General features: G+C 69.4%; 19 protein-coding genes. 5 read left to right on the forward strand and 14 right to left on the reverse strand.

The genetic code is table 11. The features are described from left to right. Nucleotides 1-364: 364 nt before the first annotated feature. The 8 genes from D7Y04_RS30495 to D7Y04_RS30530 all read right to left on the reverse strand — a co-directional run bounded on the left by D7Y04_RS30495 (nt 365) and on the right by D7Y04_RS30530 (nt 9,818). The gene (locus D7Y04_RS30495) at nt 365-1,726 is read right to left on the reverse strand and encodes an IS701 family transposase (RefSeq protein ID WP_121761571.1); all 1,362 of its coding nucleotides are present in this window, start codon (nt 1,724-1,726) and stop codon (nt 365-367) included. A gap of 1,045 nt (nt 1,727-2,771) precedes the next feature. Then, nucleotides 2,772-2,975: a hypothetical protein gene (locus D7Y04_RS30500; protein WP_199749752.1), complete on the reverse strand. Its 204-nt coding sequence runs from the start codon at nt 2,973-2,975 to the stop codon at nt 2,772-2,774. A 693-nt stretch (nt 2,976-3,668) separates the two neighbouring features. Then, complete coding sequence (locus D7Y04_RS30505) at nt 3,669-4,478, reverse strand: hypothetical protein (RefSeq protein WP_121761572.1); 810 nt, start codon at nt 4,476-4,478, stop codon at nt 3,669-3,671. Beyond that, the gene (locus D7Y04_RS30510) at nt 4,475-5,185 is read right to left on the reverse strand and encodes a DUF4956 domain-containing protein (protein ID WP_121761678.1); all 711 of its coding nucleotides are present in this window, start codon (nt 5,183-5,185) and stop codon (nt 4,475-4,477) included. The genes D7Y04_RS30505 and D7Y04_RS30510 overlap by 4 nt, the downstream gene beginning before the upstream one ends. A gap of 5 nt (nt 5,186-5,190) precedes the next feature. Further along, nucleotides 5,191-6,903 carry a dTMP kinase gene (gene tmk / locus D7Y04_RS30515; protein ID WP_121761573.1) on the reverse strand — a complete coding sequence of 571 codons (1,713 nt, stop codon included), beginning with the start codon at nt 6,901-6,903 and terminating at the stop codon, nt 5,191-5,193. Nucleotides 6,904-6,909: 6 nt separating this feature from the next. Beyond that, nucleotides 6,910-7,629, reverse strand: a complete 720-nt coding sequence (locus tag D7Y04_RS30520; protein WP_121761574.1) for a VTC domain-containing protein — start codon at nt 7,627-7,629, stop codon at nt 6,910-6,912. 14 nt (nt 7,630-7,643) lie between these two features. After that, nucleotides 7,644-8,924 carry a hypothetical protein gene (locus D7Y04_RS30525; RefSeq protein ID WP_121761575.1) on the reverse strand — a complete coding sequence of 427 codons (1,281 nt, stop codon included), beginning with the start codon at nt 8,922-8,924 and terminating at the stop codon, nt 7,644-7,646. Nucleotides 8,925-9,149: 225 nt separating this feature from the next. Next, nucleotides 9,150-9,818 (reverse strand): hypothetical protein, encoded by a 669-nt coding sequence (locus D7Y04_RS30530; RefSeq protein WP_121761576.1) that lies wholly within the window; start codon nt 9,816-9,818, stop codon nt 9,150-9,152. A 72-nt stretch (nt 9,819-9,890) separates the two neighbouring features. Here D7Y04_RS30530 and D7Y04_RS30535 point away from each other — a divergent pair, with 72 nt between their 5' ends. Continuing rightward, a complete protein-coding gene (locus D7Y04_RS30535; RefSeq protein ID WP_121761577.1) occupies nt 9,891-12,107 on the forward strand; it encodes a serine/threonine-protein kinase in 2,217 nt (738 codons plus the stop codon). On the opposite strand, the gene D7Y04_RS30540 is transcribed toward D7Y04_RS30535, so the two are convergent. Next, on the reverse strand, nt 12,108-12,440 hold the full coding sequence (locus tag D7Y04_RS30540) for a rhodanese-like domain-containing protein (RefSeq protein ID WP_121761578.1): 333 nt from the start codon (nt 12,438-12,440) through the stop codon (nt 12,108-12,110). Between the two features lie 101 nt (nt 12,441-12,541). Between D7Y04_RS30540 and D7Y04_RS30545 the strand changes: the two genes are divergently transcribed. Further along, entirely contained in the window at nt 12,542-12,925 is a 384-nt protein-coding gene (locus D7Y04_RS30545; protein ID WP_121761579.1) for an iron-sulfur cluster assembly accessory protein, read from the forward strand. 85 nt (nt 12,926-13,010) lie between these two features. Here D7Y04_RS30545 and D7Y04_RS30550 read toward each other — a convergent pair whose 3' ends face one another. From D7Y04_RS30550 to D7Y04_RS30560, 3 genes are read right to left on the reverse strand one after another with little or no spacing between them, the layout of a single operon-like run. After that, nucleotides 13,011-13,529 carry an acyl-CoA thioesterase gene (locus D7Y04_RS30550; protein ID WP_120581020.1) on the reverse strand — a complete coding sequence of 173 codons (519 nt, stop codon included), beginning with the start codon at nt 13,527-13,529 and terminating at the stop codon, nt 13,011-13,013. 34 nt (nt 13,530-13,563) lie between these two features. Continuing rightward, nucleotides 13,564-14,313 (reverse strand): deoxynucleoside kinase, encoded by a 750-nt coding sequence (locus D7Y04_RS30555; protein WP_120598919.1) that lies wholly within the window; start codon nt 14,311-14,313, stop codon nt 13,564-13,566. 13 nt (nt 14,314-14,326) lie between these two features. Then, entirely contained in the window at nt 14,327-15,145 is an 819-nt protein-coding gene (locus D7Y04_RS30560) for a glycerophosphodiester phosphodiesterase (protein WP_120598918.1), read from the reverse strand. 159 nt (nt 15,146-15,304) lie between these two features. On the opposite strand from D7Y04_RS30560, the gene D7Y04_RS45240 reads away from it, so the two are divergent. The 3 genes from D7Y04_RS45240 (at nt 15,305) to D7Y04_RS30575 (ending at nt 20,472) form a co-directional block, all read left to right on the forward strand. Beyond that, nucleotides 15,305-16,369: a hypothetical protein gene (locus D7Y04_RS45240; protein ID WP_199749766.1), complete on the forward strand. Its 1,065-nt coding sequence runs from the start codon at nt 15,305-15,307 to the stop codon at nt 16,367-16,369. A 213-nt stretch (nt 16,370-16,582) separates the two neighbouring features. Beyond that, on the forward strand, nt 16,583-19,507 hold the full coding sequence (locus tag D7Y04_RS45245) for a serine/threonine protein kinase (protein ID WP_199749753.1): 2,925 nt from the start codon (nt 16,583-16,585) through the stop codon (nt 19,505-19,507). Nucleotides 19,508-19,665: 158 nt separating this feature from the next. Next, nucleotides 19,666-20,472, forward strand: a complete 807-nt coding sequence (locus D7Y04_RS30575; RefSeq protein WP_167548358.1) for a hypothetical protein — start codon at nt 19,666-19,668, stop codon at nt 20,470-20,472. Between the two features lie 88 nt (nt 20,473-20,560). Here the strand turns inward: D7Y04_RS30575 and D7Y04_RS30580 are convergent, their stop codons facing one another. Then, nucleotides 20,561-21,748: a hypothetical protein gene (locus tag D7Y04_RS30580; protein ID WP_121761580.1), complete on the reverse strand. Its 1,188-nt coding sequence runs from the start codon at nt 21,746-21,748 to the stop codon at nt 20,561-20,563. 23 nt (nt 21,749-21,771) lie between these two features. Then, complete coding sequence (locus D7Y04_RS30585) at nt 21,772-23,334, reverse strand: hypothetical protein (RefSeq protein WP_199749754.1); 1,563 nt, start codon at nt 23,332-23,334, stop codon at nt 21,772-21,774. Nucleotides 23,335-23,356: the final 22 nt, after the last annotated feature.

The raw sequence follows: 23,356 nt of genomic DNA on the forward strand, positions 1-23,356 counted from the left end.
GCGCAGGCTTTCTGTGCTGGTTGAGAATGTCGAAAAGTGGCTGCTTTGGCCTCATTTGTGAGACTTTATGGTGTGTTATTTTTCTTCAGGAGGGGCGTGCTTCTGGGGGGGGGCGGATGAGCAAGGGCTCTTGTTGATGTTTCTCAGGGAATCTGGTGCCTCGTTCGGCACCAGCTTTAAAGAGCCTGGGCCAGCGCACCCTTCGCGCCAACCCGGGCCTCAATCCCATCCAGATGAATCAGCGGCCTACGGCTTCTTCACGTCGTAGGACACCAGTTCCTCCAGGCGTTCCCCTTCCTCGCGGACCTTGCCCACGCCGGGGACCAGCCAGTACAGGCGCTGCGTTTCAAGGATGCGCTTAGTACTACTCGGTCACATGCGTGACGGCCCACGAGGAGGCGCGCGCGCGTTGATCTGACGCAGGCATAGGGGACAGTAGCCGATGCGACGCAGCAGCAGGAGTTGGAGCTGCCGCCGCACCTGCGGCAGCGTCCATTGCGTCCTGCTCCGGGGGGAAAAGCGCTCGGTGCAGAGCGAGGAAGCCATGGGCCACCATGCAGAGCGTGGCGTGGTGATGGAAGCCTCGCCAGCTGCGGCCTTCGAAGTGGTCCAGGCCGACTTCGCCCTTCATCTCCTGGTAGTCGCGCTCCACCCGCCAGCGCAGCTTGGCCAGGCGCACCAACTGCTTCACCGGGGTGTCCTCCGGAAGAGAGGACAGATAGTGCTTCGTCGGGTGTGCCTCCCCGCGAGGCCATTCCAGCAGCAGCCATACCTCCTCGCTTGGAGGGACTCGCTGGACGTGACGCTCAGCCGTATGGACGCGCACGGCTGCGAACCGGGAGGACTGCTCGCCCCGACTGCCCTCGCGCCAGCGGACGGTGTGGAACTTCTCCCGGGGAACCTGAAGAGCCAACTCCGCAATGGCCCAGGGCAGCAGGCCCTCAGCCATGTAGCGTGTGCGAGGGCGCCCATTCTTCCCAGCCACTTTCTCGGGCTTCCGAGGGCTCGCCCCGGGTGGCCATACCTTGTGCGTGCCCTGCACGCCCATCAGGTAATGCAGGCCGCGTTCGCGTACGCCGTCGCGGAACTCCCGCGCGTCACCGTACCCGGCATCAGCCAAGACGACATGCTGGCGCACTCCAGAGCTGAGGGCCGCGTCGAGTTCCTCCAGCGCCAGTTCCCACTTGCGCTTGAAGCCCACCTCCGGCGGGACACCGGCCGCACGCATCCGGCCTCTATCCGCCGTCCACTCCTCGGGCAGATACAGCCGCATGGCAATGCAGCCGCTGCCCCTCTCGCCCGCTAGATGGAGGCTCACCGCCACCTGGCAGTTGTCAGTGCGGCCCAGCGTCCCGGAGTACTGGCGCGCCACGCCGACCGAATGCACGCCCTTCTTCGGGAAGCCCGTGTCATCAACGACGAAGGCCTCCAGGCTCGGCAGCTTCCGCTCGAGCTTCCGCGCCAAACGCCGTCGCATCTCGGCGTCGTCCCAGGTCGCACCCGAAACGCATTGTTGAAGCCGCTGGCGCATCGCCTCCGTCTGGCCCGGTTCCTCGACGAGCCGGGCCGCCATGGGCTCGATGCTCTTGCGCTCTCCGTCGAGCAGCAGGCCGGTGAGGTAGCCGTCAAGGGCGCGACGTCTCTCGGTTCGGCCCATTCCCTCCGTCATCGAGTCCAGAAACTCGGCCAGTTCCCGGTCGAGCTTGCGCAACTGTGCGGGCGTCATGCCCCTTCAACACGGGGCCGCCGCGCTCGATTCATCTGACCGGGTAGTATTAGTGTCCCTCGTAATACCCACTCGCGTATAAACTTGGCGGGCGGGAGAACTAGATATAGTCCGCTTAAGCCGACTACGGGTGAGATGGTCCAGGCTGGTTGGGATCACGTATTGAAGGGGCATTTTGATGTGCCGTTGGCGCAGAGCAGGTCTGTGTTTAGTGCTTCTCCTGGGCGGGTAAGGCAGATTCTTCAACGCTCTGATGTTGTGGCGGCGCCGGTCGTTGCTATCGACGGAGGGCAGTTTAGGCGTATTGTTGATGCTGGCGAGACGATAGGAAATACTGCGCTGAAGTTCGGGGGTGGAGAAATGTCGTGGATGCAAATATATACGGATAGTGCTGGAAATTTGATTGCAACGTATCCGGTGCCGGCGCCCAGATAGGGCGTGAGAGAAGGGATTTGGGGATGAGGAGGGTTTCGGATCTTTGGAGGGAGTTTCTGCGAGAGGTTGTTGGTCCTTCAGTTGGCGTGGAGTGTGGAGAGTATTACAGGAGGGTGGCTGATTGGGCTCTGCTTCATAGTTGTGATTTCGGCGCAGAAGCCATGGGGCGGTCGGGTTTGTCTGTGCTGGCTCGTCTTGATGTGCGGCTTTATTTGTCTAGTCAGCCGGGGATAGCGCCAAGTATGGAGTTGTCGAGGTTGTCCAGGTTCGTGCCGAAGACTCTTGAGGGCATGGCTGAGACTCTTGGAGACACATTGCGCGAAATGGTTACGGTGTGGTCATCCAAGGATTGTCCAAACTGTGGCGGCCCCCTACGAACGTTGGTGGCTCTGTCTGAGAGTGGGCGGCGCATTTTTCTTAGTTGTCGAGACTGTGTTCATGAGGAGTGGCTTGATGGCAGCCCGATCACAACGTTGGTTGGTGGAAGAATCATGCCGGCAAGAATAGATGAGGCTGGTGAGATCGTTTAGTCTGGAATTTGCTTGGTGCGTTTTGTCAAATAAAGAAGGCCCAGGTCAGCGCATCCCTTGCGCCAACTCGGAGATCAATCTCAATAATATGAATCAGCGGCCTGTGGCTTCTGCACGTCGTAGGACACCAATTCCTCCAGGCGTTCACCCTCCTCGCGGACCTTGCCCGCGTCGGGGCCCAGCCAGCACGGGCGTTGCTTCTCTTCCTTCACCTCGCCTCTCTTGTTCACCTTGTCGCGCTGGACCGTGATGGCATTGGTGAGCGTGCCCGCATGCGTCGCCACGATGACGTCCCCGCCGCGAGGTGGATCTCCAGGCCGTGGCGAGCGCGCTCAGGACCTCCGACCGGACCTGGAGGGAGCGCGCGGTCGCCCTCCAGGTCCCTTCTTGGTTGAGTTGATTGGGAAGGAGGACGATGAAGATGCTTTGGAGACTGCCGTTCCGGCAATTGGGAGAGTTGGCGGCGGCAATGAGGGGCTGCGATGTGATGCGCTTCGTGTGTTGAGGGGAATAGTAGCCGATGGCACCCGGGGGCGGCTGATTTCGGGATTGGCGATGGTGAGTGCCAGGCGAATGTGTGGTGAGTTGAGGGGTGTTGCGTTTGCCAGAGCTCTTGGAGAGCCGGAGAGTGTGGAGGGGGAGGTGAGTTGGTTTGATGCGGCCCTTCTTCACTATGGATGTGGAGGAAAATGTGATTGATGGGGTTGCGGGTTGGTTGCTGCGCCTTCGTGCGCCGCTTCGGCTCGTATTGCGCTCCGCCGTCATCATCCTTCTGCATTGAGCAATCGGTCGCTTTTTATTCAGGCGTGTCCATGCTTCATGAGGCAATTCGCCCTATGTGGAGGTATGAAGGAATGTCTGTGTTGCTTTGCGATGCGGAAATGTCGGAGGCAGGTGAGGCAATAAATCGAAACGCCCGGGCCAGCGCATCCCTTGCGCCAACCCGGGCCTCAATCCCATCCAGATGAATCAGCGGCCTACGGCTTCTTCACGTCGTAGGACACCAGTTCCTCCAGGCGTTCACCCTCCTCGCGGACCTTGCCCACGCCGGGGACCAACCAGTACAGGCGCTGCTTCTCTTCCTTCACTTCGCCGCTCTTGTTCAGCTTGTCGCGCTGGACCTTGATGGCATTGGTGAACGTGCCCGCGGGCGTCGTCACCGTGACGTCCTTCTCCAGCACCTTCCAGACGTACGTCGGATCCTTCCCCTCCGTCCCGCCCGCCGCGTAGGTGATCAGCTCACGCACCTTGTCCTGGTGTTCCCAGGGCACGGAGGCCGGCGTCGCCGCCAGGGACTTCATCATCGCCGGGGACCAGGTCGTCGCCTTGGAGGCCAGACCGTCCGTGACGTCCTCTTCGCGCAGGCGCACCACCAAGCCGTTGGTCAGCTCCAGCTGCCAGGAGTTCTCTTCGTAGACCGTGCCGGACTTCGTGCGGTCCTGCCGGCTGTGCACCTTCACGGCCGTCATCGTCGTGTCCGGCACCGTCTCCGGACCCTGCACCGTCACGACCTTGTTGAAGACCCCCTCCACGTCATCCGTGATGCGGTAGGTCCACGTGGAGCCCGTGGTCAGCGGCCAGAGCGTCGTCATCTCCGCCTGCTGATCCGGCTTCGTGCCGCCGCCCGTGCCCGGGTCCACCGCGTTGCCCGGCAGGTCCACCGTGCCGTCCGGGTTCGTCGTGGGCGCGCCCGGATCATTCCCCGTCGGCAGGCTGCCCCCACCGCCACCGCAGGCGGCGATGGCTCCGCACGCCGCGAACAGCACCGCCAGTTTCCTGAACTTCATACCGTCTCCTCCCGCGCGCCCTTCGCGCTCACCGCCGTCCACCGCAGGCCCCTCAAGGGCGCCCCTTCCGTCCGTCCCAACGCCGCCGCCAGGCTTCCAGGCTCCGGCTCCTCCACTTCCAGCTCCACGCGCCGCGCGGAGAAGTCCATCGCGCAGCTCTTCACCAGCACGTTGCGCTCGCCCAGCGCCGCCCTCAGCGTGGCCTCCGCTCGCACCAGGTCGTCCGCCTGCGCGGACACCACCATCCGCTGCTTCGCCTCCTTCGTCGCCACGGCCTTCTTCTCGAACAGGTCCAGCACGAAGAGCAGCACCGCCACGAACCCCGTGCCCACGCACGCCAGCACCAGGTTCCCGTGGCCGCATGCCATGCCCAGGCCAATCACCAGGAACAGGATGGCCGCGTCACGCGGGTCCTTCAGCCCCGAGCGGAACCGCACGAACCCGCCCAGGCCCACCAGACCGAAGGCCTTCGCCACGCTGTTGCCAATCACCGCCGTAATCACCGCCGCCGCCGCGCAGAGCAGAATCTGCGCCTGCACCATCTCTACCTTTGGCAGCGGCTTGCCCGTCAGCATCCGCCACGGCCGCGACGACAACAGCGCGCCAATCACCGCCGCCGCCACCAGCCGCGGGAGGATGGCCCCCATCGACAGCGCCTGCAGCTCCTGCTCCACGTCCTGGAACAGGGCACCGAACGGACCCTCCATGGGCGTCATGCCTCCTGCCGCCCGGCGTCCACTCCCAGCGTCTCCGCCAGCGCTCGCGCCGGCCGCTGCGCCTGCTCCAGTGCGCGGGCGTGCGCCACCACCGCGTACGCGTTGCGCAGCACCGGCAGCTTCCCGGCCTGCTCCTCCAGGATGCGATCCAACAGCGCCCGCGTCTCCGCCACCAGCGGCAGGCCCTTCATCGACGACACCACCGTCGCGGGCCACCGGCGCGCCGCGGAGGCCCGCAGCTTCCACGCGGCTGGCGAGTCCATCCCGTCCACGGAGTCCAGCGCCTCCTTGGTGGACTGCGCGCCCCGCTCACGCATCGCCCAGGCCCGCGGCGTGTCCACGCCCGTCAGCGAACGCAGCACCAGCTTCAGCGCTCCCTTCTCCAGGTGTTCGCGCAGGCCCACCGCCACCGGCGTCTCCAGCCCCGTGGTGCTCTTCAGCACCGCCAGCCGGTCGTGCGGAATCAGCGCATCGCGCAGCGCCTCCGCGCGCTCCGTGGCCAGGCCGCCCAGGCTGCGCGCCACCTCCGAGTACAGCTTGCGCTGCATGCCCGCCTCGCGGACCACCCAGGACTCCTCGCCGTCCACGCCCACCAGGCCCAGCAGCACCGCCGCCAGGTGGCCGTCCTTCAGGCCCCGCTCGCGCAGCGCCCACGCTTCCGGCGAGTCCTGGCGCTTGAGCCCCTCCAGCACCGCCGCCGGCGCCCGCGCGTAAAGCCGCTGCCGCAGCGCGTGCGAGCGCGGGGAAGTCACGAACCCCAGACCCTCCGCCACGTCCACCGGCACGCTCGCCGACAGCACGTCGCGCAGCGTCCACGCCGTGTCGTCATCCAGCCCGCTCAGGCTGCGCGCCACCAGACCTGGGAGTCGCTCCGCGTACGCCACCCGGCGCTGGTGCGCGGGCAGGCCCGGGATGCCGTTGAGCAGCCACGCCGCCAGCTGCGGCTCGCGCGCCTCCAGGCCGTCCACCGCCTGGAAGAAGCGCTCCTCCACGTCGTCCACGGACACCGCGCCCGGCGCCGGCGGGGCAGGGGCGGGGACCAGCCGCTGCACCGGCTGCTCACGTCCCTCCAGCCGCGCGACCACCGCGTCCACCAGGCGCTGCTCCAGCACTCGCAGCGGCTGATCATTGTTCTCCAGGATGATCCACCGCGCAGGGTCCTTCCGGGCCTGCGCCAGGAACGCCTCGCGCACGCGCACCGCCAGCCCCGCGCCCACCAGGCCCTTGCGGCTGTCCGCGTCGTTCACCTTGCCGCTCTGCACCTTGCCCAGCCGCTTGCGCAGCCGCGCCAGGTCCGGGTCCACGTCCACCAGGATGACCAGGTCCGGCCACAGCCCCTGCGAGGCCAGCTCGCACGCGGGCAACAGCTGCTCCTCCTTCAGGCCCCGCCCGCCGCCCGTCAGCGCGAGCTGCGAGTAGAGGTAGCGGTCGGTGATGCACACGTCGCCCCGCTTCAGCGCGGGCGCGATGACCTCTTCCAACTGCTGCGCGTCACGGGCCAGGTTCAGGAAGAACTCGGCTCGCGGGCCCATCTCCAAAAGCCGCGCGTCGCGCGTCAGGTCTCGGATGCGCCGGGCGGTGGGCGACTGCAATTCGCCGCCCTCGCGCGCGTGCGCGACCTTGTAGCCCAGCCGCTTCAGCCGGGCCGCGAGCAGGTTGGACAGCGTCGTCTTGCCGCTGCCGTCAATGCCTTCGAAATCGATGAACACGGTGCCCTAACCCCCTACGACCCCAACGCCACCTGATGTGAAGGCATGCACCCGCGCCATGCCCTCCGCGAACTTGCTGTACGCCGTCGCTCCCCCCGGATTGAGGGCCGACAGCCACTCGGGCAGCGCCGCCCCAAGGTGCTTCACCTCCACCACCACCCGCGAGTCCTCCCACACGGGCATCCCCAGCCGCTCCACCGTCAGCGCCACGGGCGACAGGGCCAGCTCCGGCGATACGGCGTGGAACCCGATGTCCCGGTCCACCGTCACGCGCCACTCCTGCGACACCTGGTACACGTGCCGCCGGTACGTCACCGCCAGCACCGGCGACAGGCTGCCCCCCGCGATGAGCGGCAACAGGCTCACGCCGCCCTTGATGGTCCGGCCCAGCTCCGCGCGCGGCACCCACACGCGCCGCTTCCGCGTGAGCCCGCCACGTTCGAGCTTCACCTCCAGCACCACGCGCTCACGGCCCGCCGCGCCTACGTCCGGCGAATACTCCTTCGTCCTCACCTTGAGGCAGTCGTCCGGCGTGCGCAGCGCGCGCATCGCCAGCGGATGGCCCGGCTTGTCGAAGTACACCGACACAATGCGCGTGGGCGGCGGCAGGTAGCCCCCCAGCTCCTGCGACAGCCTCGCGCAGACCGCCTTGGCGTCCGGGGCCTCCAGCACGCGTTTGAACTCACGCCGCAGCTTCGTCACTTCCCCTTCAGCGAATGAGATCATCTCCAGGTGTCTCCTCAACGGAAGCGGGTGGCGAGCTGCACCGACAGCTCGAGCGCGGGCGCCACGTCCCCCGGCCGGAGCGCACGCTCCGCCTGGACCTGCGCCTTGAACGAATCCGCCAACAACACGTTGAGCCCCCCCGTCACCGAATGCCCTTCCGCCTGGATGCCACCCTGCAATTGCAGCGCCTCCGCCCCCACCACCGGCTGCACCGCCCACCCGTTGTGGCCCACCGGCACCGTCCAGTAGGCCAGCACCGACTGCGACTGGAACGGCCCCAACGCCAGCCGGCCCATCGACGCTTCACCCGTCAACGACAGGCCCCAGAGGTTCAGCTCCGCGTCCGCCGCCGTCGCGTACTGCTTCGTCCCGTCAATCACCTGCGTCAGGTACGTGCTCGTGCCCAGCGTGAGGAACTTGAAAGGGCGGATGCTCAGCCGAGCGGATCCGTCCTCGCTCAGCCGCTTCCCGGTCGCGTCCTCGCCACCCTCGAAGAGGCCCGCGGAGAACTTCAGGCCCCACGCCTCCTTGAGCCGCATCTCGCCCATCACGCCCAGACGCCGCCCGCCCAGGGAGTTCGTCTCCGTGAGGTAGTCCTCCACCAGGCCGCGCTCCTGGATGGGCAGCCGCCACGCCGACTCCTGCGAGCGCTGCAGGAAGGGCGACTTGAAGCGGCCCGCGTACAGCCTCATGCGCTTGCCGTCGTCCGCCAGCCGCACGAACGCGTCCTTGAGAATCGTCTTGGAGGCGAGATCCGCGCTCACCTCCGCTTCCAGGTTGGACAGCGACGCGGCCACGCCCACGCGCGCGGACTCGATGCCCAGGTCGCGCTCGTACTTCTGGCGCTCGTCCGCGGCGGCCCGCGCGAACACGCGGCCGAACACGCGGATCCGTTGCTGCGGCCCGCCCTTGTCGTCCACCTTGTCCGCTTCGTCCGGCGCCTCGCCCAGCGTGTCCGCCTTGGGGCCCGTGTCCTTCTTCTTCTTCTTGCCCGGCACCGCCGCGTCCGGCACCGGCGCGCCCGGCTCGGAGACCTGCTCTGGCGCACCCATGACGGGCCCCTGCGAGCCCGTGGGCATCGCCTGCGCCACCGCGCCTTCCAGCGCGTCACCTGTGCCGTCCGCCGGCTTCTTCGCGTCGTCGTCTCCGGACACCTCGAGCGGCCGGTCTACTCCCTCCGCCGCCGCGTCCTCGTCCGGCTCCGGCGCCGCGCTCGCGACCGCCGGCAGGCCCAGGAGGACCGCGACGAGCAGTCCCCGCCGCCACCCCTTCTCCTCCAGCCCCGTCCCGCCCATGCCCGATGTCTCCCCGCCCCGGTAATGCCCGACGCCTTCCAACCCGCCGCCTGCTCCCCTGTGCAACCCCGGTGCCCAGGGCAGGGACGTGCACTGCCGGACATCCGGAAGCGGCGCGCGGGGTGGATGCCCCGTGACGTGGCCGTGACGAGACCCAACCTGGGAAGACTTTTTCCCTCCCGGGGCCCCGCATGGCTGTAACGACGGACTGTAAGAAGGGCGGTGTTACCGATCAGCGGGCGGATCCGCCGGAGGGGCGGCGGGCTCCACCGGCGCCGCAGCGCCAGGCTCCGGAGCCTCGGCACCGGACTCCACGGGTGCGGCTTCCGGAGGTGCCTGGGGCAGGGGAGGGATGGGGTGCTCCGGCGTCACCCCTCGCCGCGTGACGGCGTACAGCACCCGCGCCAGCAGGAGCCCTCCCGCGATGGCCATCAGGACGCGCCAGACCATGGGTGGAACCGGAGGCTCGCTCACGGTGAAGCGCGCGTGGGCCGACTTGGGGCGGGTGGTGAGGAAGCGCACGTCCACGTCCCACGTGCCGGCCTCGTCGGGGACGAACTCGGTGCTCCAGCCCACGGCGTCGCGCGTCAGCGTGCGCGTCACCTGGCCCGGCACGCCTTCACGGGAGAACGCGACCGTGACGGCGCCCTGGAAGGGAGGTCCCTGGAGGTTTCCCACCGACAGCGTCAGCCGCAGCGACTCACCGGGGCGGGGGACGGCGGGGGTGAGGACGCCGTTCAGCTGGTCCTCCGCGTCACGCCAGGAGAGGGAGAGCAGCTCGCCGCGCCGCTCTACCTTGATCTGATCCGACGCGGGGCCCGCGGCGGCATGCAGGGCCAGCAGGCAGGTCATGACGACCCACCCCAGGAAGGAGGTCGTGCGGCTTTGCCTCATGGACCGCTGTCCCCTAAGATGCGCTGCCCTGTCACCTTCCACCAAGCTTGCTCCCCCCGGGGAGTCCCCGGGATGAATCCTCAAGCATTCGGGAAATACCAGCTCATCAAGAAGCTCGCCACGGGCGGCATGGCCGAAGTCTGGCTTGCGCGTCAGACCGGCATCGAGGGCTTCCAGAAAGAGCTTGTCGTCAAGCGCATCCTCCCGCACCTCGCGGAGGACCGCGAGTTCGTGGAGATGTTCAAGAACGAGGCGCTGATCGCCGCGCGCTTCAATCATCCGAACATCGCGCAGGTCTACGAATTCGGGGAGGCCAACGGCACCTATTACATCGCCATGGAGTTCATCCACGGCGAGGACCTGGGCCGGGTCATGCGCAAGGCCAGCGGGATGAACCAGTGGATCGCCCGTCCGCTGGCCATCCGCATCGTCGCGTCCGCGTGCGAAGGCCTCTACTACGCGCACAGCCGCAACGATGACCGCGGCCAGCCGCTCAACGTGGTGCACCGCGACATCAGCCCGCAGAACATCCTGATCAGCTTCGATGGTTCGGTGAAGCTGGTGGACTTCGGCATCGCGAAGGCCGCGGACCAGGCTTCGATGACGAAGTCCGGCGCCATCAAGGGCAAGTTCGCGTACATGGCGCCCGAGCAGGCCGCGGGCAAGCACCTGGACCGGCGCGCGGACATCTTCGCCATCGGCCTGGTGCTGTACGAGATGCTCACCGGGCACCGGCCGCTCAAGAAGGACTCGGAGCTGGCCACGCTGCAGGCGGCCATGGAGTGCTCCATCCCGTCCCCGTCCGAGGTGGCCGACGTGCCCCGGGACATGGACCATGTGGTGATGCGCGCCCTGGCCAAGAGCGCGGATGACCGCTACGACAACGCGCGCGAGTTCCAGACCGCGCTGGAGGAGCTGCTCGTCAACGAGCGCTGGCTCGTCACCTCCGGGCAGATTTCGGAGCTGATGAAGACGCTCTTCGCGGATCGTCTGGATGCCGAGCTCAAGCAGGGCCAGGTCATGCCCGTGGGCGAGGACTCCAACACCGCGCCGCCCCGGCCGCCCCCGGACATGAACTGGGACGCCCCGCCGGGGGAGTCGCGCGAGCGCTCGCGAAGCAACGCCACCCGCACGGGCTCCGCGCCCCGCCGCGCCACGGGCATGTCCCCCGCGCTGTCGGATGATCCGAACGAATACGACGCGCCGTCGCTCACCGGCGTGGAGCAGCCTCCGCCCCGGCGCCGCTCCAGCGTGTCGGAGCCGGCGGTCCGGCGCGGCACGTCCACCAGCAACCCGAACGCGACGCAGATTGCCCGCACCAACTCTCGCTCGGACCTGCGCAGCCAGTCCGTGGACGACGTCCCGCCGCCCCGGCGCACGGCGTCGCGCGCCATGCCGGTGTCGGAGCCGCCCATGCGTTCGCGCTCGGGCGTGCACCGCATGGACCTGGAGGATGACGAGCGCACGCGCCTGCCGCCTCCGGATGATGAGACGGAGCCCGCGCCCGCGCCGCCGCCTCCGCGCCGCCGGACCAGCACCAGCACCAACCAGTCCGCCGTGGAGCCTCCGCGCCGCCGCACCTCCAGCCGCGTGGATGCTCCGCGCGCCCGCCCGGTGGCCCCGCCGGTGGATGACGAGGACTCCGGCGAGCGCCGTCCGTCGCGCTCCATCGCCCCCGCGCTGCCGGAGCCGGTGAAGCCCCGGGGCGGCAGTGTGCGCTCGCTGGTGACGGTGGGCCTCGTCGTGGGCCTGCTCGCGCTGGGCGTGCTCTTCCGCGAACCCATCATGCTGGCGCTCACGTCCAAGGCCGCGGACGCGCAGGGCGTGTGGCTCACGGTGAACACCAACCAGCCGGTGAAGGTGTCCGTGCGGCACACGGAGCGCTGCAACAGCCCGGAGCCGGTGACGATGCTGGGCACCGCGCCGCTCACGCGCGTGCAGGGCGCCCACCTGCAGGACACGCTCATCCTGGAGAACGACGCCCAGGGCATCTACCTGGAGGACTCGGAGGAGCTCGCGTTCGGCCAGCCCGGCGAGCTGAAGACCTTCGAGCGCAGCTTCAAGGAAGGCACCCTCCGGTTGAAGATCCTGCCCAAGAATGTGACGGGCCTGTCTGTCTACCGGAACAACCAGCTCATCGGGAACGCGAGCACGACGCTCAAGCTGATGGAGGGCAAGCACATTCTGGAACTGCGCGGCTCCAAGCTGAAGGAGCCGGTGACGTTCGAGGCAAAGGTCAGCCCCAGCGAAGTGACCGACCAGACGCTCAACCTGGAAACGTCGATGTAGCTAGTAGCGCGGCAGGGCGGGGTCCACGGTGCGCGAGTACAGGTCGATGCCGCCCTGGAGCGACACGGCCTCCAGGCCCCGGTCGATGAGGTACGCGGCGCCGTCCAGGCTGCGCACCCCGTGGTGGCAGTAGACGACCACGGGGCGGCCGCGGAAGGACTCCAGCTGTTCGTGGAAGTCCGCCAGCTCCGGCAGCGGCATCAGCACCGAGCCGGGCAGGGCCACCCACTCGTGCTCGTGCGGGAAGCGCACGTCCACCAGCACGGGGCGCGACTCGGGAGGGCCGGCCAGGCGCCGGGCCAGCTCGGCGGGGGTGATTTCAGGGATGGGCATGGGGGTTATCTTCTGTTGAGCCGGGAAGGGGCCCGTCAGGTCCCTTGGCTTTTCAGGCGCCAGGGCGTTATGTGGCACCGTCTACGAGGAGATTGAAGCACATGGATACTTCTACCGCCGTCACCGGCTCCACGCCGGCCTCCCAGCCCGCCGCCTCCGAGCCCGTCGTCCTGACGGCCGCCGCCATCGCCCAGGTGAAGACGGTCATCCAGGCCCAGGGCTTCCAGGGCTACTTCTTCTCCATCCGCGTGGTGCCCTCCGGCTGCAGCGGCCTGGGCTACGACCTGAACCTCGTCAAGGAGATGAAGGCCGGCGACCAGACGTGGGAGCAGGATGGCGTGACCATCGCTACCGACGCGCTGAGCGCCCAGTACCTCTCGGGCACGCACATCGACTACGTCACCAGCATCACCGGCGCGGGCTTCAAGTTCGAGAACCCCAACGCCAAGTCGTCCTGCGGCTGCGGGACGTCGTTCACCACCTGATTCGCTGTTCGTCGATTCAGGGTGGAAGGAGGGCCGGGATGGGACGCCAGGCAGGCGTGCCCCCGGCCCTTCGTGCGTCCAGCCCTCAGGCGCCGGCCACGGGCTTCATCACCTTCATCCAATTCTGCTCCCCCTGGCCGCGGTTGCGGCGCTGGGCGCGGCGGGCCTCCGCCTCCTGGAAGGCCTGGCGCTCCGCCTCCGACTCCAGGAGCAGCGGCGGCACGGGCACGCCCTTGCCGTCCTGGCCCTGCGCCACGAAGGTGAGCAGCGCGCTGGTGGTGAGGTGCCGCTCACCGGTGAGCGGGTTCTCCGCGTGCACGGTGACGCCCACCTCCAGCGAGGTGCGGAACGCCGCGAGCACGCGTGAGTGCAGGAGGGCAATCCAGCCCACGCGGATGGGGGCGTGGAAGTGCAGGTCGTCCATGGACGCCGTCACCACGACCTGACGGCAGTGGCGCTGGGCGGCCACGGCGCCGCAGATGTCGATCCACTGCATCACCTTCCCGCCGAACGCGGCGTTCAGGTTGTTGGCGTCCGGAGGGAGGATGAGCTGCGTCATCACCACTTCGGAGTCGCGCGGGCTCTTGGGGCTGAGGTCGTGCATGGCGCCGCCGAGCGTCGCACGAAACAGCGCCGCGTCAGGCCAGGAATGCGGAGACGCGGTCCATGAACTCCTCGCGGCCCGCGCCGCGGCGGATGTCCTGCTTGGAGACGTCCACCACCAGGCACTCCACGCCGTACTTCTCCTGGAGCACCTGCGGGAAGCCCGCGTAGTAGCCGTTGAGGCCCTTGAGGAAGGGCCGCCCGATTCCCTTCTCCTCCGCGCGGCCGCGCGTGCGGATGCGCTGGAGCAGCACCTCCTCCGAGGGCACGTCGAAGCAGATGACCTTGTCCGGCCGCACGATGTGGCGCGACAGCCGCTGGAAGTACTCGTAGTACAGGTCCAGCTCCGCGTTCGTCATGTGCCCCAGGCCGTGCAGGTACTTGGCGAAGATTTCCGGGTCCTCGTACAGCGTGCGGTCCTGCACGCAGCTCTTCCTGACGGAGTGGATGAGCTCGTGGTGCTCCACGCGCCGGATGAGGAACTCCAGCTGCAGCGTGAACGACCACCGCGACATGTCGCCGTAGTAGTCACGCAGGAAGCGGTTGTCGATGACGGGCTCGTCGAAGAGCTCGAAGCCGAAGGCCTGGCTGATGAGCTTCGCGGCCGTCGTCTTGCCCGCTCCGATGTTGCCCGCGAGCGCCACGAAGCGCTTGGCGCGCGGCACCTTCACCTTGAGCGTGTTGCGGGCGGCGGGCTTCGTGTCGGCGTCGGCCGGGGGTGGCGCCTTGGTCGAGGGCTCGGTGCGGGACGTCGCCGGACGCGCGCGGGGGGTGGAGCGGGGCATGGAGCCCGAAGGCTTAACCCGGCTTTCCAGAGGCGTCCATTCGCTGGCGGAGCAGGTCCGGCCGGTCGGTCATGATGCCGCCAATGCCTTCCTCAATCAGCCGGTCCATCTCCGCCGGATCATCCACCGTCCACACGTTGATCCACTTGCCGCGCTCGGCCGCGGCCTTCAGCAGCACGTCGTCCACCAGCCGCACCTCGCCGAAGTACAGCGGCATGTCGAGCACGCTGTAGCGCGCGTCCTCCGGCGGCGCCTCACCCGCCTTGAGCGCGAGGACGAACGCGGCCAGCGCGTCGCGCGGATAGAAGTGGCACGCGTCGGGCAATTCCTGGTGCAGCCGCTCCGCGATGACGTCCTGCTCGCTGCCCAGGCACACGCGGCCCAAGGCCGCTTCCTCGGTCAGCAGGCGGGCGAGCACGGCTTCCGCGCCCGGCACGTCCGGCTTGAGCTCCACGTTGAGGCGCAGGGTGGGGAAGGCGCGCAGCACCTCGCGCAGCGTGGGCAGGCGCACGCCCTGGCCTCGAAAGGGGAAGGTGCGGCCTTCGTCCGGCGTGAAGCGGTGGCCCGCGTCCAGCTTGCGCAGCTGGGCCAACGTCAGCGCCGCGAGTGGACCTTCTCCGTCGGTGCAGCGCTCCAGCGTGTCGTCGTGCGCGACGATGACTTCACCGTCGTGTGACAGGTGCACGTCCAGTTCCAACATGTCCGTGCGGTGCGTGTGGACGGCGCGCTGGAAGGCCTCCATCGTGTTCTCCGGCGCGAGCAGCGCTCCGCCGCGGTGCGCGATGTGGAGCGTGGGCTTCAGCCCATTAAGAAACATGTCGCGCGGCAGCATGATCCACCTATTCCTGAATTGACGATGGTGTGACGAACAGGGCCCCGGTCCGTTCCTTGCCGGCCCTACTAACCCACCGGTATAAGGGCCTGAATCCTCAGCCCGACCGGCGTCGGACTTCAACCACCTCGGCGCCCTTCACCTCCCGGAGAATTTCAAATGGAACTGCGCACGAAGCTGGGCGCTGCGGCCCTCCTGGCTGCCGCGGCGATGGCCACCGCGGCCGGCTGTGGCGGTCGTGACGACGACAACCCCACTCCCACTCCCGACGCCGGCTGTACGGGCGTCTGCAGCACCGACGCGGGCACTGACGCGGGTACTGACGCGGGCACGAACACCGACGCGGGCACTGACGCGGGCCCCACCGCCAACCAGATCGCCGCGACGCGCAAGGTGTCGTTCGGCACCAAGGCGACGCTGCGCGACGTGGTCGTCTCGGGCATCCACTACGAGAAGCTCAGCGACCAGGGCAACGGCTCCTGGCGCTCGTACTTCTGGGTGACGGATCCGGCCGCTCCGAAGGAGGGCCTCTTCATCCATAAGTTCTACACGGACACTCCGGATGCGTACCACCCGCAGATCGGCGACACCGTCGACATCGTGGGCTACTTCGGCACGGAGCCGAACAACTCGCCGTTCACCGGCCGCCGCCACCACCTGGCCAATCAGCAGACTCCCGCGGTGCCCCTGGCCATCACGCCCAAGCTCACGGACGCGGGTACGGCGAACCTGCCCCCGGCCAACGAGGTGACGGCGGAGCAGCTGCAGGCGTCGCTCGCGGCGTTCCAGAACAGCGCGGCCTACCTGGGAACGCGCGTGCACCTGGCGGGTCCGCTCACGCTGACCAACCCGCAGCCCTCCCAGCTCCAGCGCCTGGACAACGAGGACGCGGGCACCCTCTTCTACGGCTTCGAGGTCACCGGCGGCATCCTCGTCTACCACGACAAGACGCGTGACCGGTCCGACGGCGGCTTGGGCTGCGACTACCAGAAGGCGGCCCTGGATGGCGGCTCGGTGACGTTCCCCAACGGCATCACGGGTGTCTGGGATACCTACACCTTCGCGGGCTGCATCAACGGCAGCTCCAACATCACCAGCTGCGGCACCGGCGGCAATGACCGGGACAGCGGCGTGCCGGGCACGGACCAGCGCTACACCTACACCATCATCCCGCAGGGCTGCGAAGACCTGCCGGGCGAGGTGGCGGGCGCGGCCGTCCCGTAATCCCCCGTCATCTGACGCTTTCCCCGTCCGCCTCCCAGGGCTCACATGCCCCGGGGGGCGGTCGTGTTTCAGGGGCCTGAAAGTTCGCGTGCCCCGCCGGGCCTGCCTAGAGTCCGACGCCGGGCGGGTCGGACGGCTCCCCCCGGGGCGGGAATGCAGGTAGGCTCCGGACACGCTTCAAAGTTCCACCCGCGGCCCACACCTTCCACGTCCTTGAGCTCGCCCCAGACGGCCACCCCGTTCGGCAAATACCTGCTCATCAAGCGCCTCGCGCTGGGCGGGATGGCGGAGCTGTTCCTGGCGCACAAGCCGCCGGACCCCACGCTGGTGGTCATCAAGCGGATCCTCCCGTACCTCTCCGAGGAGCCGGAGTTCGTCCAGATGTTCCTGGACGAGGCGCGCATCGCCGCCCAGCTCCACCACCCCAACATCGTGCAGGTGCACGAGCTGGGGAAGGAGGGGGACAACATCTTCATCTGCATGGAGTACGTGGAGGGCGTGGACCTGCGCCGCGTGCTCGCGGAGGAGTTCAAGTTCGGCGCCTCCATGCCGTACGGCGTCGCGGCGAAGATCTGCGCGGCCATCGCCGCGGGCCTGGACCACGCGCACTTCAGCCGTGGCGTGGATGGGCGCCCGCTGGAGCTGATCCACCGGGACGTCTCTCCACAGAACGTGATGATTGCGTACGACGGGCGCGTGAAGCTCGTCGACTTCGGCATCGCCAAGGCCGGCGCGTTCATGGAGCGCAGCAAGCCGGGCGTCATCAAGGGGAAGTTCCTCTACCTCTCCCCCGAGCAGATTCTCCAGGAGCGGCTGGACCACCGGGCGGACATCTACGCGCTGGGGGTGATGCTCTACGAAATCACCACCGGCAAGCAGCCCTTCCACCGCCCCACCACGGAAGGCATCCTCTACGCCATCCGCTACGAGGAGGCGACGCCGCCGCACCTGGTGCGCCCGGACTATCCGGAGACGCTGTCGCGCATCGTGATGCGGTGCCTGGTGAAGGACCGCACCCAGCGCTACCAGCGGGCCTCCGAAGTGCGCGACGACCTGCACGCGTTCCTCGCGTCCGGCGTGCTCAAGCAGAGCCTGGACGTGGCGCAGTACATCGCGCGGCTGTTGGGGGAGAAGGAGGAGCGCACCGTGCTCCACATCCCCCCGGCGAAGCGCGCGGGCCGGCACGAGGCCACGCTGCCGCTGCCGTCCCTGCGCACGCCGCTGCCGCCCCCGGTGCCCGACCTGCCGGAGGACACCGCCGCACGCACGCTGCCGCTGGCCGACGCGGAGGACACCGCCGCGCGCACGCTGCCCCTCACTGAGGACACGTCGTCGCGCACGTCTCCGCTCGATGAAGACACGGGCGCGCGCACCCTTCCGCTGGGCGGGACGGCGTCGCAGCCCCGGGGGCCCTCGGCGCTGACGCCCGTGGGGCTGGTGTCCCGGCCTCCCGCGCGCAGGCCCACGGCGGAGGCCGCGGCGCTGCGCACCTGGGACGCGGAAGAAGGGGAGCCGGAGACGCAGATGGCGCGGCCGCGCGACCTGCCCTCGGGCCACGACGACGACGACGACGATGACGACGGCGAGTCCACCGCGGTCGGCACGATGCCCGGCGCCCCCTCGCCACGCCGCCACCTGGAGCCCGTGTTCGAGGCGGAAGCCTGGGACGAGGAGGAGGAGCAGGAAGAGGACGACGAGGGCGACTCCACCGTCCCGCTGCGCGCGCGCCGCCCCCGGCCTGTCGCGCCCACGCCCGCACCGGCGCGGCGCAATGGCCCGCCGGAGCCCACCGCGCGTTCCGGGTCCGGAGAGCGGGGCGGAGCAGACCGTTCGCGACGTCCGTCGACCGGCGTGGCCATGCCTCGCGGCGCGGGTGGCGGGGATGATCCGTTCGCGCCCACGCCGCGTCGCACGCCGGAGGGCCGCGCGACGACGCCGCCACCTGGCCCGCGTCGGCCGGGCATGGCGTCCGCCAACGACGGCCGCTCCGAGCCGTTGTCCTCCGGTCCCCGCCGCATGGGAGACGATGGCCGGTCCGAGCCGTTGTCCTCCGGTCCCCGCCGCATGGGAGACGATGGCCGGTCCGAGCCGTTGTCCTCCGGTCCCCGCCGCATGGGCGACGATGGCCGGTCCGAACCGCTGGCGTCCGGTCCCCGCCGCATGGGCGACGATGGGCGCTTGTCGCAGCCTCCGGGCCCGCGCCGGGGCGCCTCCGCGTCCAGCGACGCGAACCGCTCCGCCCCGTCCGGCAACTCCGGGGCTCGCAACGTCCGTCCTCCGCCGCGGCCGTCACCGGAAGACGACGAGCGCTTCAACACCGACCCGGGACCCTCCGGGGTGAGCCTCACGGACCCGACGCCCGTCATGACAGGAGACCCGGACGACGACGAGTCCACCGTCGGGTTCCAGGCGCCGCGAAGGCCGCCGCCCCGTCGGGTCGTGCGCGCGCCCGTCGACGAGGACGAGGACTACGACGACGAGGGGCCCGACACGCTCGACGCCTCCCGGTCGCCCCGGCGCTCGCGCGCCATCGTGCTGGTGGCGGGCGTGGTGCTCGTGGCCGTGCTGGGCCTGGGGCTCGCGTGGATGATGGGCTTCTTCAGTCCGGAAGCGCAGGCGCCTCCCGCGCCCAGGAGGGGGCCTCCGGCGGGAGGCCCGGCGCGGCCCGGTCCTCAGGGAACGGCCCCCGTGAAGGCGCCCGCGCCACCCGCTCCTGTTCCGGCCGAAGTCGCGCCGCCGAAGCCCGCTGAACCCGCCCTCGCGGACACCGCCGCGCGGCAGCCCGCTGAACCCGCCCTCGCGGACACCGCCGCGAGCCCGCCAGACGCAGGACTCGCGGTGGCCGCGGCGGGCACCGAAGCCGTGGCCCCGCTGGCCGTGGCGACCGCGGCCCCGGCCGAGCCCCCACCCCCCGCCACCGTGGAAGTCCGCTTCGAGGCCCCGGTGCGCACCGTGCTTGGCCGGCCGGGGGGCGGAAAGCTGCCCATCAATCAGGTGGTCGCCCTGGCTCCCGGCCCGCTCCGCGTCCAGTACACCTGCCCGGGACGGCGTGCACCTCGGGGCATCGAGACCTACAACGTCCGACCTGTAACCGGGGAACTCCAGACGCTCCGGGTCCCATGCCGCAGGCGGCGCTAATTGGCACGGCGACTTACGCGTATGCGGCATCCGCACCCCCCGGAGGACACGTAGGACCGGGTACGCTTGAGTGCCCTTAAGTCGTTGGAATTCCTTGGCTTTCCACCAAGCGGGCGCGTTTACACATGTCAGAGGGGTCCGTAGACTCCGGCCCCTCTATGGCTCGCGCGAAGAAGCAGAAGAACATCATCCGACAGAGGACCTACCCCGCGGGGAGGGTGGCCCGGCAGCTCCCGGTCGCCCCAGAGCCCAACCGACTGGTGAAGGTGTGGCGACGCGTGTTGGAGCGCCGGCTGCGCACGCGGCTGCGGGGGAAGGTGGCGGTGGAGATCCACGACAACACCCACACGATGCTGACGTTCCAACGCCAGCGGGCGCTGTGGCGGTTGAGGCTGCACCACATGTTCCTGGCCGCACCGGACGAAGTGCTCCAGGCGCTCGCGAGCTTCGTGCGCAAGGGGGACCCGGACGCCAGCGCGCTCTTGGACCGCTACATCGAGCGCAACCGCATCTTCATCCGCCGGCTGTCCCCGGCGCAGATGCGCAAGCGGTTGCGGCTGTCCCCGGTGGGGCGCTACCACGACCTGACCCGCATCTATGAGCGGCTCAACGAGCGCTACTTCCAGAGCCGCATCGACGCGGCCATCACCTACGGGCCGGCGCCCCGGGTGAAGGGGCCTCGCAAGAGCATCAAGATGGGCTCGTACTCGGCGGACTCGAAGGTCATCCGCATCCACCCGGCGTTGGATCAGCCGCTGGTGCCCCGGTACTTCGTGGAGTGGATCGTCTTCCACGAGATGCTGCACCACGTCTACCGCGCCCGCCGGGGCGAGGACGGCCGGCGCTGCATCCACCCGCCGGAGTTGATGGAGCACGAGAAGCGCTTCCACGACTACCAGCGGGCGCTCGCCTGGGAGCATGAGAACCTGGACCTGCTCCTGTGCGCCCGCACGGAGCAGCTCTGAAGCAAGCGGGCCCGCTCCCGGGGCGCCCATTGAGGCGTCCGGGGCGCGGGCCCTGCTGACGGCGGCTCCTGAAGGCTCAGGGGCGCCGTCAGGGCAGGATGAGGCCGCCGGGGCTGCGCCGCTCGCCCGTGAGGGCGGCAGGAAGCGCTTCAGGGGCCGTGGCACCCTGCGCCGCCTGGGCCTGGGCACCCGCCGCGGCCAGGACCACGACCTTGGCGAAGAGCGTCTCCGCGAAGAGCGAGAAGGGCTCGTCGAGCCCGTGGAAGAGGCGCCGCGCCTCGCCCCGGGCGATGGACGCCTGGAGGGCCCGCCCGGTCGCGTCGAAGAAGGCCGCCATGCGCCACAGTCGGCGCGCGTAGCGCTGGCGCACCTCTGGGGTGAAGAAGGCCTTCGCCGCGTCCAGCACCCGCTGCCGCACCTGTTCCTGGCGCTGGGCCCCGCTCAACGCCAGCGGGCTCGAGACCATCGCCTGCACCTGCTCCATCAGGCCCCGCATCTCCGCGTCGGGCGGCATCCACTCGGCGATCTCCGGCGTCGCATGGAGCTGATCGCCCTCCAGGGCATGGCGCACGTCGTCGGGCTCGGGGGCGGGGAGGGGTTCGGGCACGTGGATGGGCTGGACTCCGTGGTGGCGCAGCGCGGCCTCCAGGTCCGGCGGGAAGGGCGTGCGGGTGCTCAGGTTGAGGGCCGCGGCCTCGGCGAGCAGCCGGGCCCCTTCCTCGCGGGAGACCTCCATGCCGAAGCCGTTCTTCAGCCCGTGCTTGAGGATGCGGCGGATGTCCCCGCGGCTCTGCTCGGTGCGGTTGAGCTCCAGCACGCCCTGCTCATCCGACGCGATGACCTGGAGCAGCTCCACGCCGCCGCGCACCACGCGCGTGAGCAGCAGGCCGTACTGCCCCGCTGACGACACCACCGTCACCAGCGTGGGCAGCGTCTCCGGGGCCGGAGCCGTGGGCGCCTCCCTGGGGGCCTCCGCCGGGGTGACGCCGCGCGAGCGCAGCCGGTAGAGCGCCTTCTTCGCGGCCTTGGCCAGCGGCTTCACCGACGAAGCGGACAGGGCCTCCGGCAGCGCCACCTGTCCCGCCAGCACGGCGGCCTCCAGCACCGCGCCCGCCAGGGCCTCGGGCAGGGCCTCCACGGCCGCGGGTGTCGCGGAGCCCACTTCGTCCGCGAGCTTCCGGGCCTGGGCGACGTCCGCCTCCGGGAAGGCGGGCAGGGGTGTGCCGGCGCGCAACGCATCCAGCAGGGGACGGGGCTCGGTGGAGACAGGGCTCATGCGCCGGGTTTCTACTTCACGCGCTACCGCCGCCGCACCAGCCAGCTCCCTCCACTTTGTCCCACGATGACCAGTTCCGACTGGAGCCGGGCGCCGAAGACGCGTGACGGATGCACCCCGCGCACCAGGAAGTGGTCGTACCAGCTACCCTGCGTCGCTTGGTTCATCTCCTGCGGCCGCCACTCGGACGGGAAGGTGGGCGGCACCTCCCCCCGGTAGCGCAGGGGCGAGTGGGGCGTGGTGGCGAAGGTGAAGTTGGGCACCCCGCCGCGCTCGCGCGCCACCACCGCCGCGGCGTGGATGAAGACGGGGAAGCGCACCACGCTGGAGCGCGGGTCGAACACCAGCCCCATCACCTTCGGCCGGTTCGCGGCCAGGCCGGACAGCGCCTCCAACTCGCGGGCCTCCTGGGAGAAGTTCTGGAAGCCGCGCCCCATCACGAAGGCCAGCAGCAGCGCGCTCGCCGCCGCCGCGAGCCCCAACGGCCGCCGCCAGTCCGCGCGCGCGGCCGGCATGCTCGCCACCAGCAGCGCCGCGGCCAGGTGCGCGTAGCGCGTGTTGAGGTAGTAGACGTACCCCCGGATGTCGAAGGGCAGGAGGAAGTACAGCGCCAGCGCCAGCACCCCCAGCCCCAACAGCCGCCAGCGCGCCAGTGGGCCCTCGCGGCGCGTCCCCGGCCCCACGAGTCCCAGCACCCAGCCCGCCACCGCTACCGCGCCCACCGCGTACAGCGGCCAGCGGTCCGAGCCGTCGTGGAACGTGTTGGCGAGCACCTGGAAGAACTCCGCGCGGTTCTGCTCGAAGCCCTTCCACGCCAGGTTCTGCGGCGAGAACGTGGGCCCCCACGCCTTCCACGGCGCGCCCGGCTGGATGTCCGGCGGGTTGCCGAACCGCAGCACCACCCACGACAGGAACAGCGTCACGCCGGGCACCACGCCCAGGAGCGCCGGCACGCGTGGCCGCAGCCGGGCCACGATGCCTTTCGCCGCCGCGTCCTCCGGCACCGGCGTGGTGAGGAGCAGCCACGGCAGCCCGAACGCCAGGAACCCGAAGGCCTGCACGTGGAAGAGCAGCACCGCCACCAGGCACACCGCCAGCCCCACGCCCCAGCGCGCGCGGCGTGGCGCGTCCGTCAGCGTCCGCACGAAGAGGCCGCAGCACAGCAGCGTCAGCGGCAGGGCCGCCAGGTAGTTGATGAAGCCCCAGCCGAAGCTGTCCCCATACGCGAGCGGCAGCGTGAGCAGTGCGGGCCACGACGGCCGGCCCAGGCTGCGCAACAGGAAGGCCATGCCCAGCGGCATCCCCACCACGTACGCGGTGAGGAAGACGCGGTTGGCCATCTCCAGCGGCAAGAGCCAGTTGAGTGCGCTGACGAGGTAGTAGTAGCCCAGGTACGGCGTCAGCTCGTGCCGCGCCGCGAACAGCGTGGGGTAGAGCGTCGTCGGGTCGTCCAGCCGGTGCAGCACCGAGATGAGGTACAGGTGCTGCGGCAGGTCCACCATGGGCAGCAGGCGCGACACCCAGAGCGGGAGCGCCCCCAGGACGAGCGCGGCGACAAAGGCGATGCGGGCAGTTCGGTTCGTCACGGGCAGGAGGGCGCGGACTGTA

This window comes from Corallococcus sp. AB038B (genome assembly GCF_003668955.1).
In the GTDB taxonomy this organism is placed as follows: domain Bacteria; phylum Myxococcota; class Myxococcia; order Myxococcales; family Myxococcaceae; genus Corallococcus; species Corallococcus exiguus.

What these genes read in the sequence shown, in the direction of transcription:
- D7Y04_RS30495 (WP_121761571.1), bottom strand. Translation starts at nt 1,726, where the DNA reads ATGACGCCCGCACAGTTGCGCAAGCTCGACCGGGAACTGGCCGAGTTT.
- D7Y04_RS30505 (WP_121761572.1), bottom strand. Translation starts at nt 4,478, where the DNA reads ATGAAGTTCAGGAAACTGGCGGTGCTGTTCGCGGCGTGCGGAGCCATC.
- D7Y04_RS30510 (WP_121761678.1), bottom strand. Translation starts at nt 5,185, where the DNA reads ATGGAGGGTCCGTTCGGTGCCCTGTTCCAGGACGTGGAGCAGGAGCTG.
- D7Y04_RS30520 (WP_121761574.1), bottom strand. Translation starts at nt 7,629, where the DNA reads ATGATCTCATTCGCTGAAGGGGAAGTGACGAAGCTGCGGCGTGAGTTC.
- D7Y04_RS30525 (WP_121761575.1), bottom strand. Translation starts at nt 8,924, where the DNA reads ATGGGCGGGACGGGGCTGGAGGAGAAGGGGTGGCGGCGGGGACTGCTC.
- D7Y04_RS30530 (WP_121761576.1), bottom strand. Translation starts at nt 9,818, where the DNA reads ATGAGGCAAAGCCGCACGACCTCCTTCCTGGGGTGGGTCGTCATGACC.
- D7Y04_RS30535 (WP_121761577.1), top strand. Translation starts at nt 9,891, where the DNA reads ATGAATCCTCAAGCATTCGGGAAATACCAGCTCATCAAGAAGCTCGCC.
- D7Y04_RS30540 (WP_121761578.1), bottom strand. Translation starts at nt 12,440, where the DNA reads ATGCCCATCCCTGAAATCACCCCCGCCGAGCTGGCCCGGCGCCTGGCC.
- D7Y04_RS30545 (WP_121761579.1), top strand. Translation starts at nt 12,542, where the DNA reads ATGGATACTTCTACCGCCGTCACCGGCTCCACGCCGGCCTCCCAGCCC.
- D7Y04_RS30550 (WP_120581020.1), bottom strand. Translation starts at nt 13,529, where the DNA reads ATGCACGACCTCAGCCCCAAGAGCCCGCGCGACTCCGAAGTGGTGATG.
- D7Y04_RS30555 (WP_120598919.1), bottom strand. Translation starts at nt 14,313, where the DNA reads ATGCCCCGCTCCACCCCCCGCGCGCGTCCGGCGACGTCCCGCACCGAG.
- D7Y04_RS30560 (WP_120598918.1), bottom strand. Translation starts at nt 15,145, where the DNA reads ATGCTGCCGCGCGACATGTTTCTTAATGGGCTGAAGCCCACGCTCCAC.
- D7Y04_RS45240 (WP_199749766.1), top strand. Translation starts at nt 15,305, where the DNA reads ATGGAACTGCGCACGAAGCTGGGCGCTGCGGCCCTCCTGGCTGCCGCG.
- D7Y04_RS30575 (WP_167548358.1), top strand. Translation starts at nt 19,666, where the DNA reads ATGGCTCGCGCGAAGAAGCAGAAGAACATCATCCGACAGAGGACCTAC.
- D7Y04_RS30580 (WP_121761580.1), bottom strand. Translation starts at nt 21,748, where the DNA reads ATGAGCCCTGTCTCCACCGAGCCCCGTCCCCTGCTGGATGCGTTGCGC.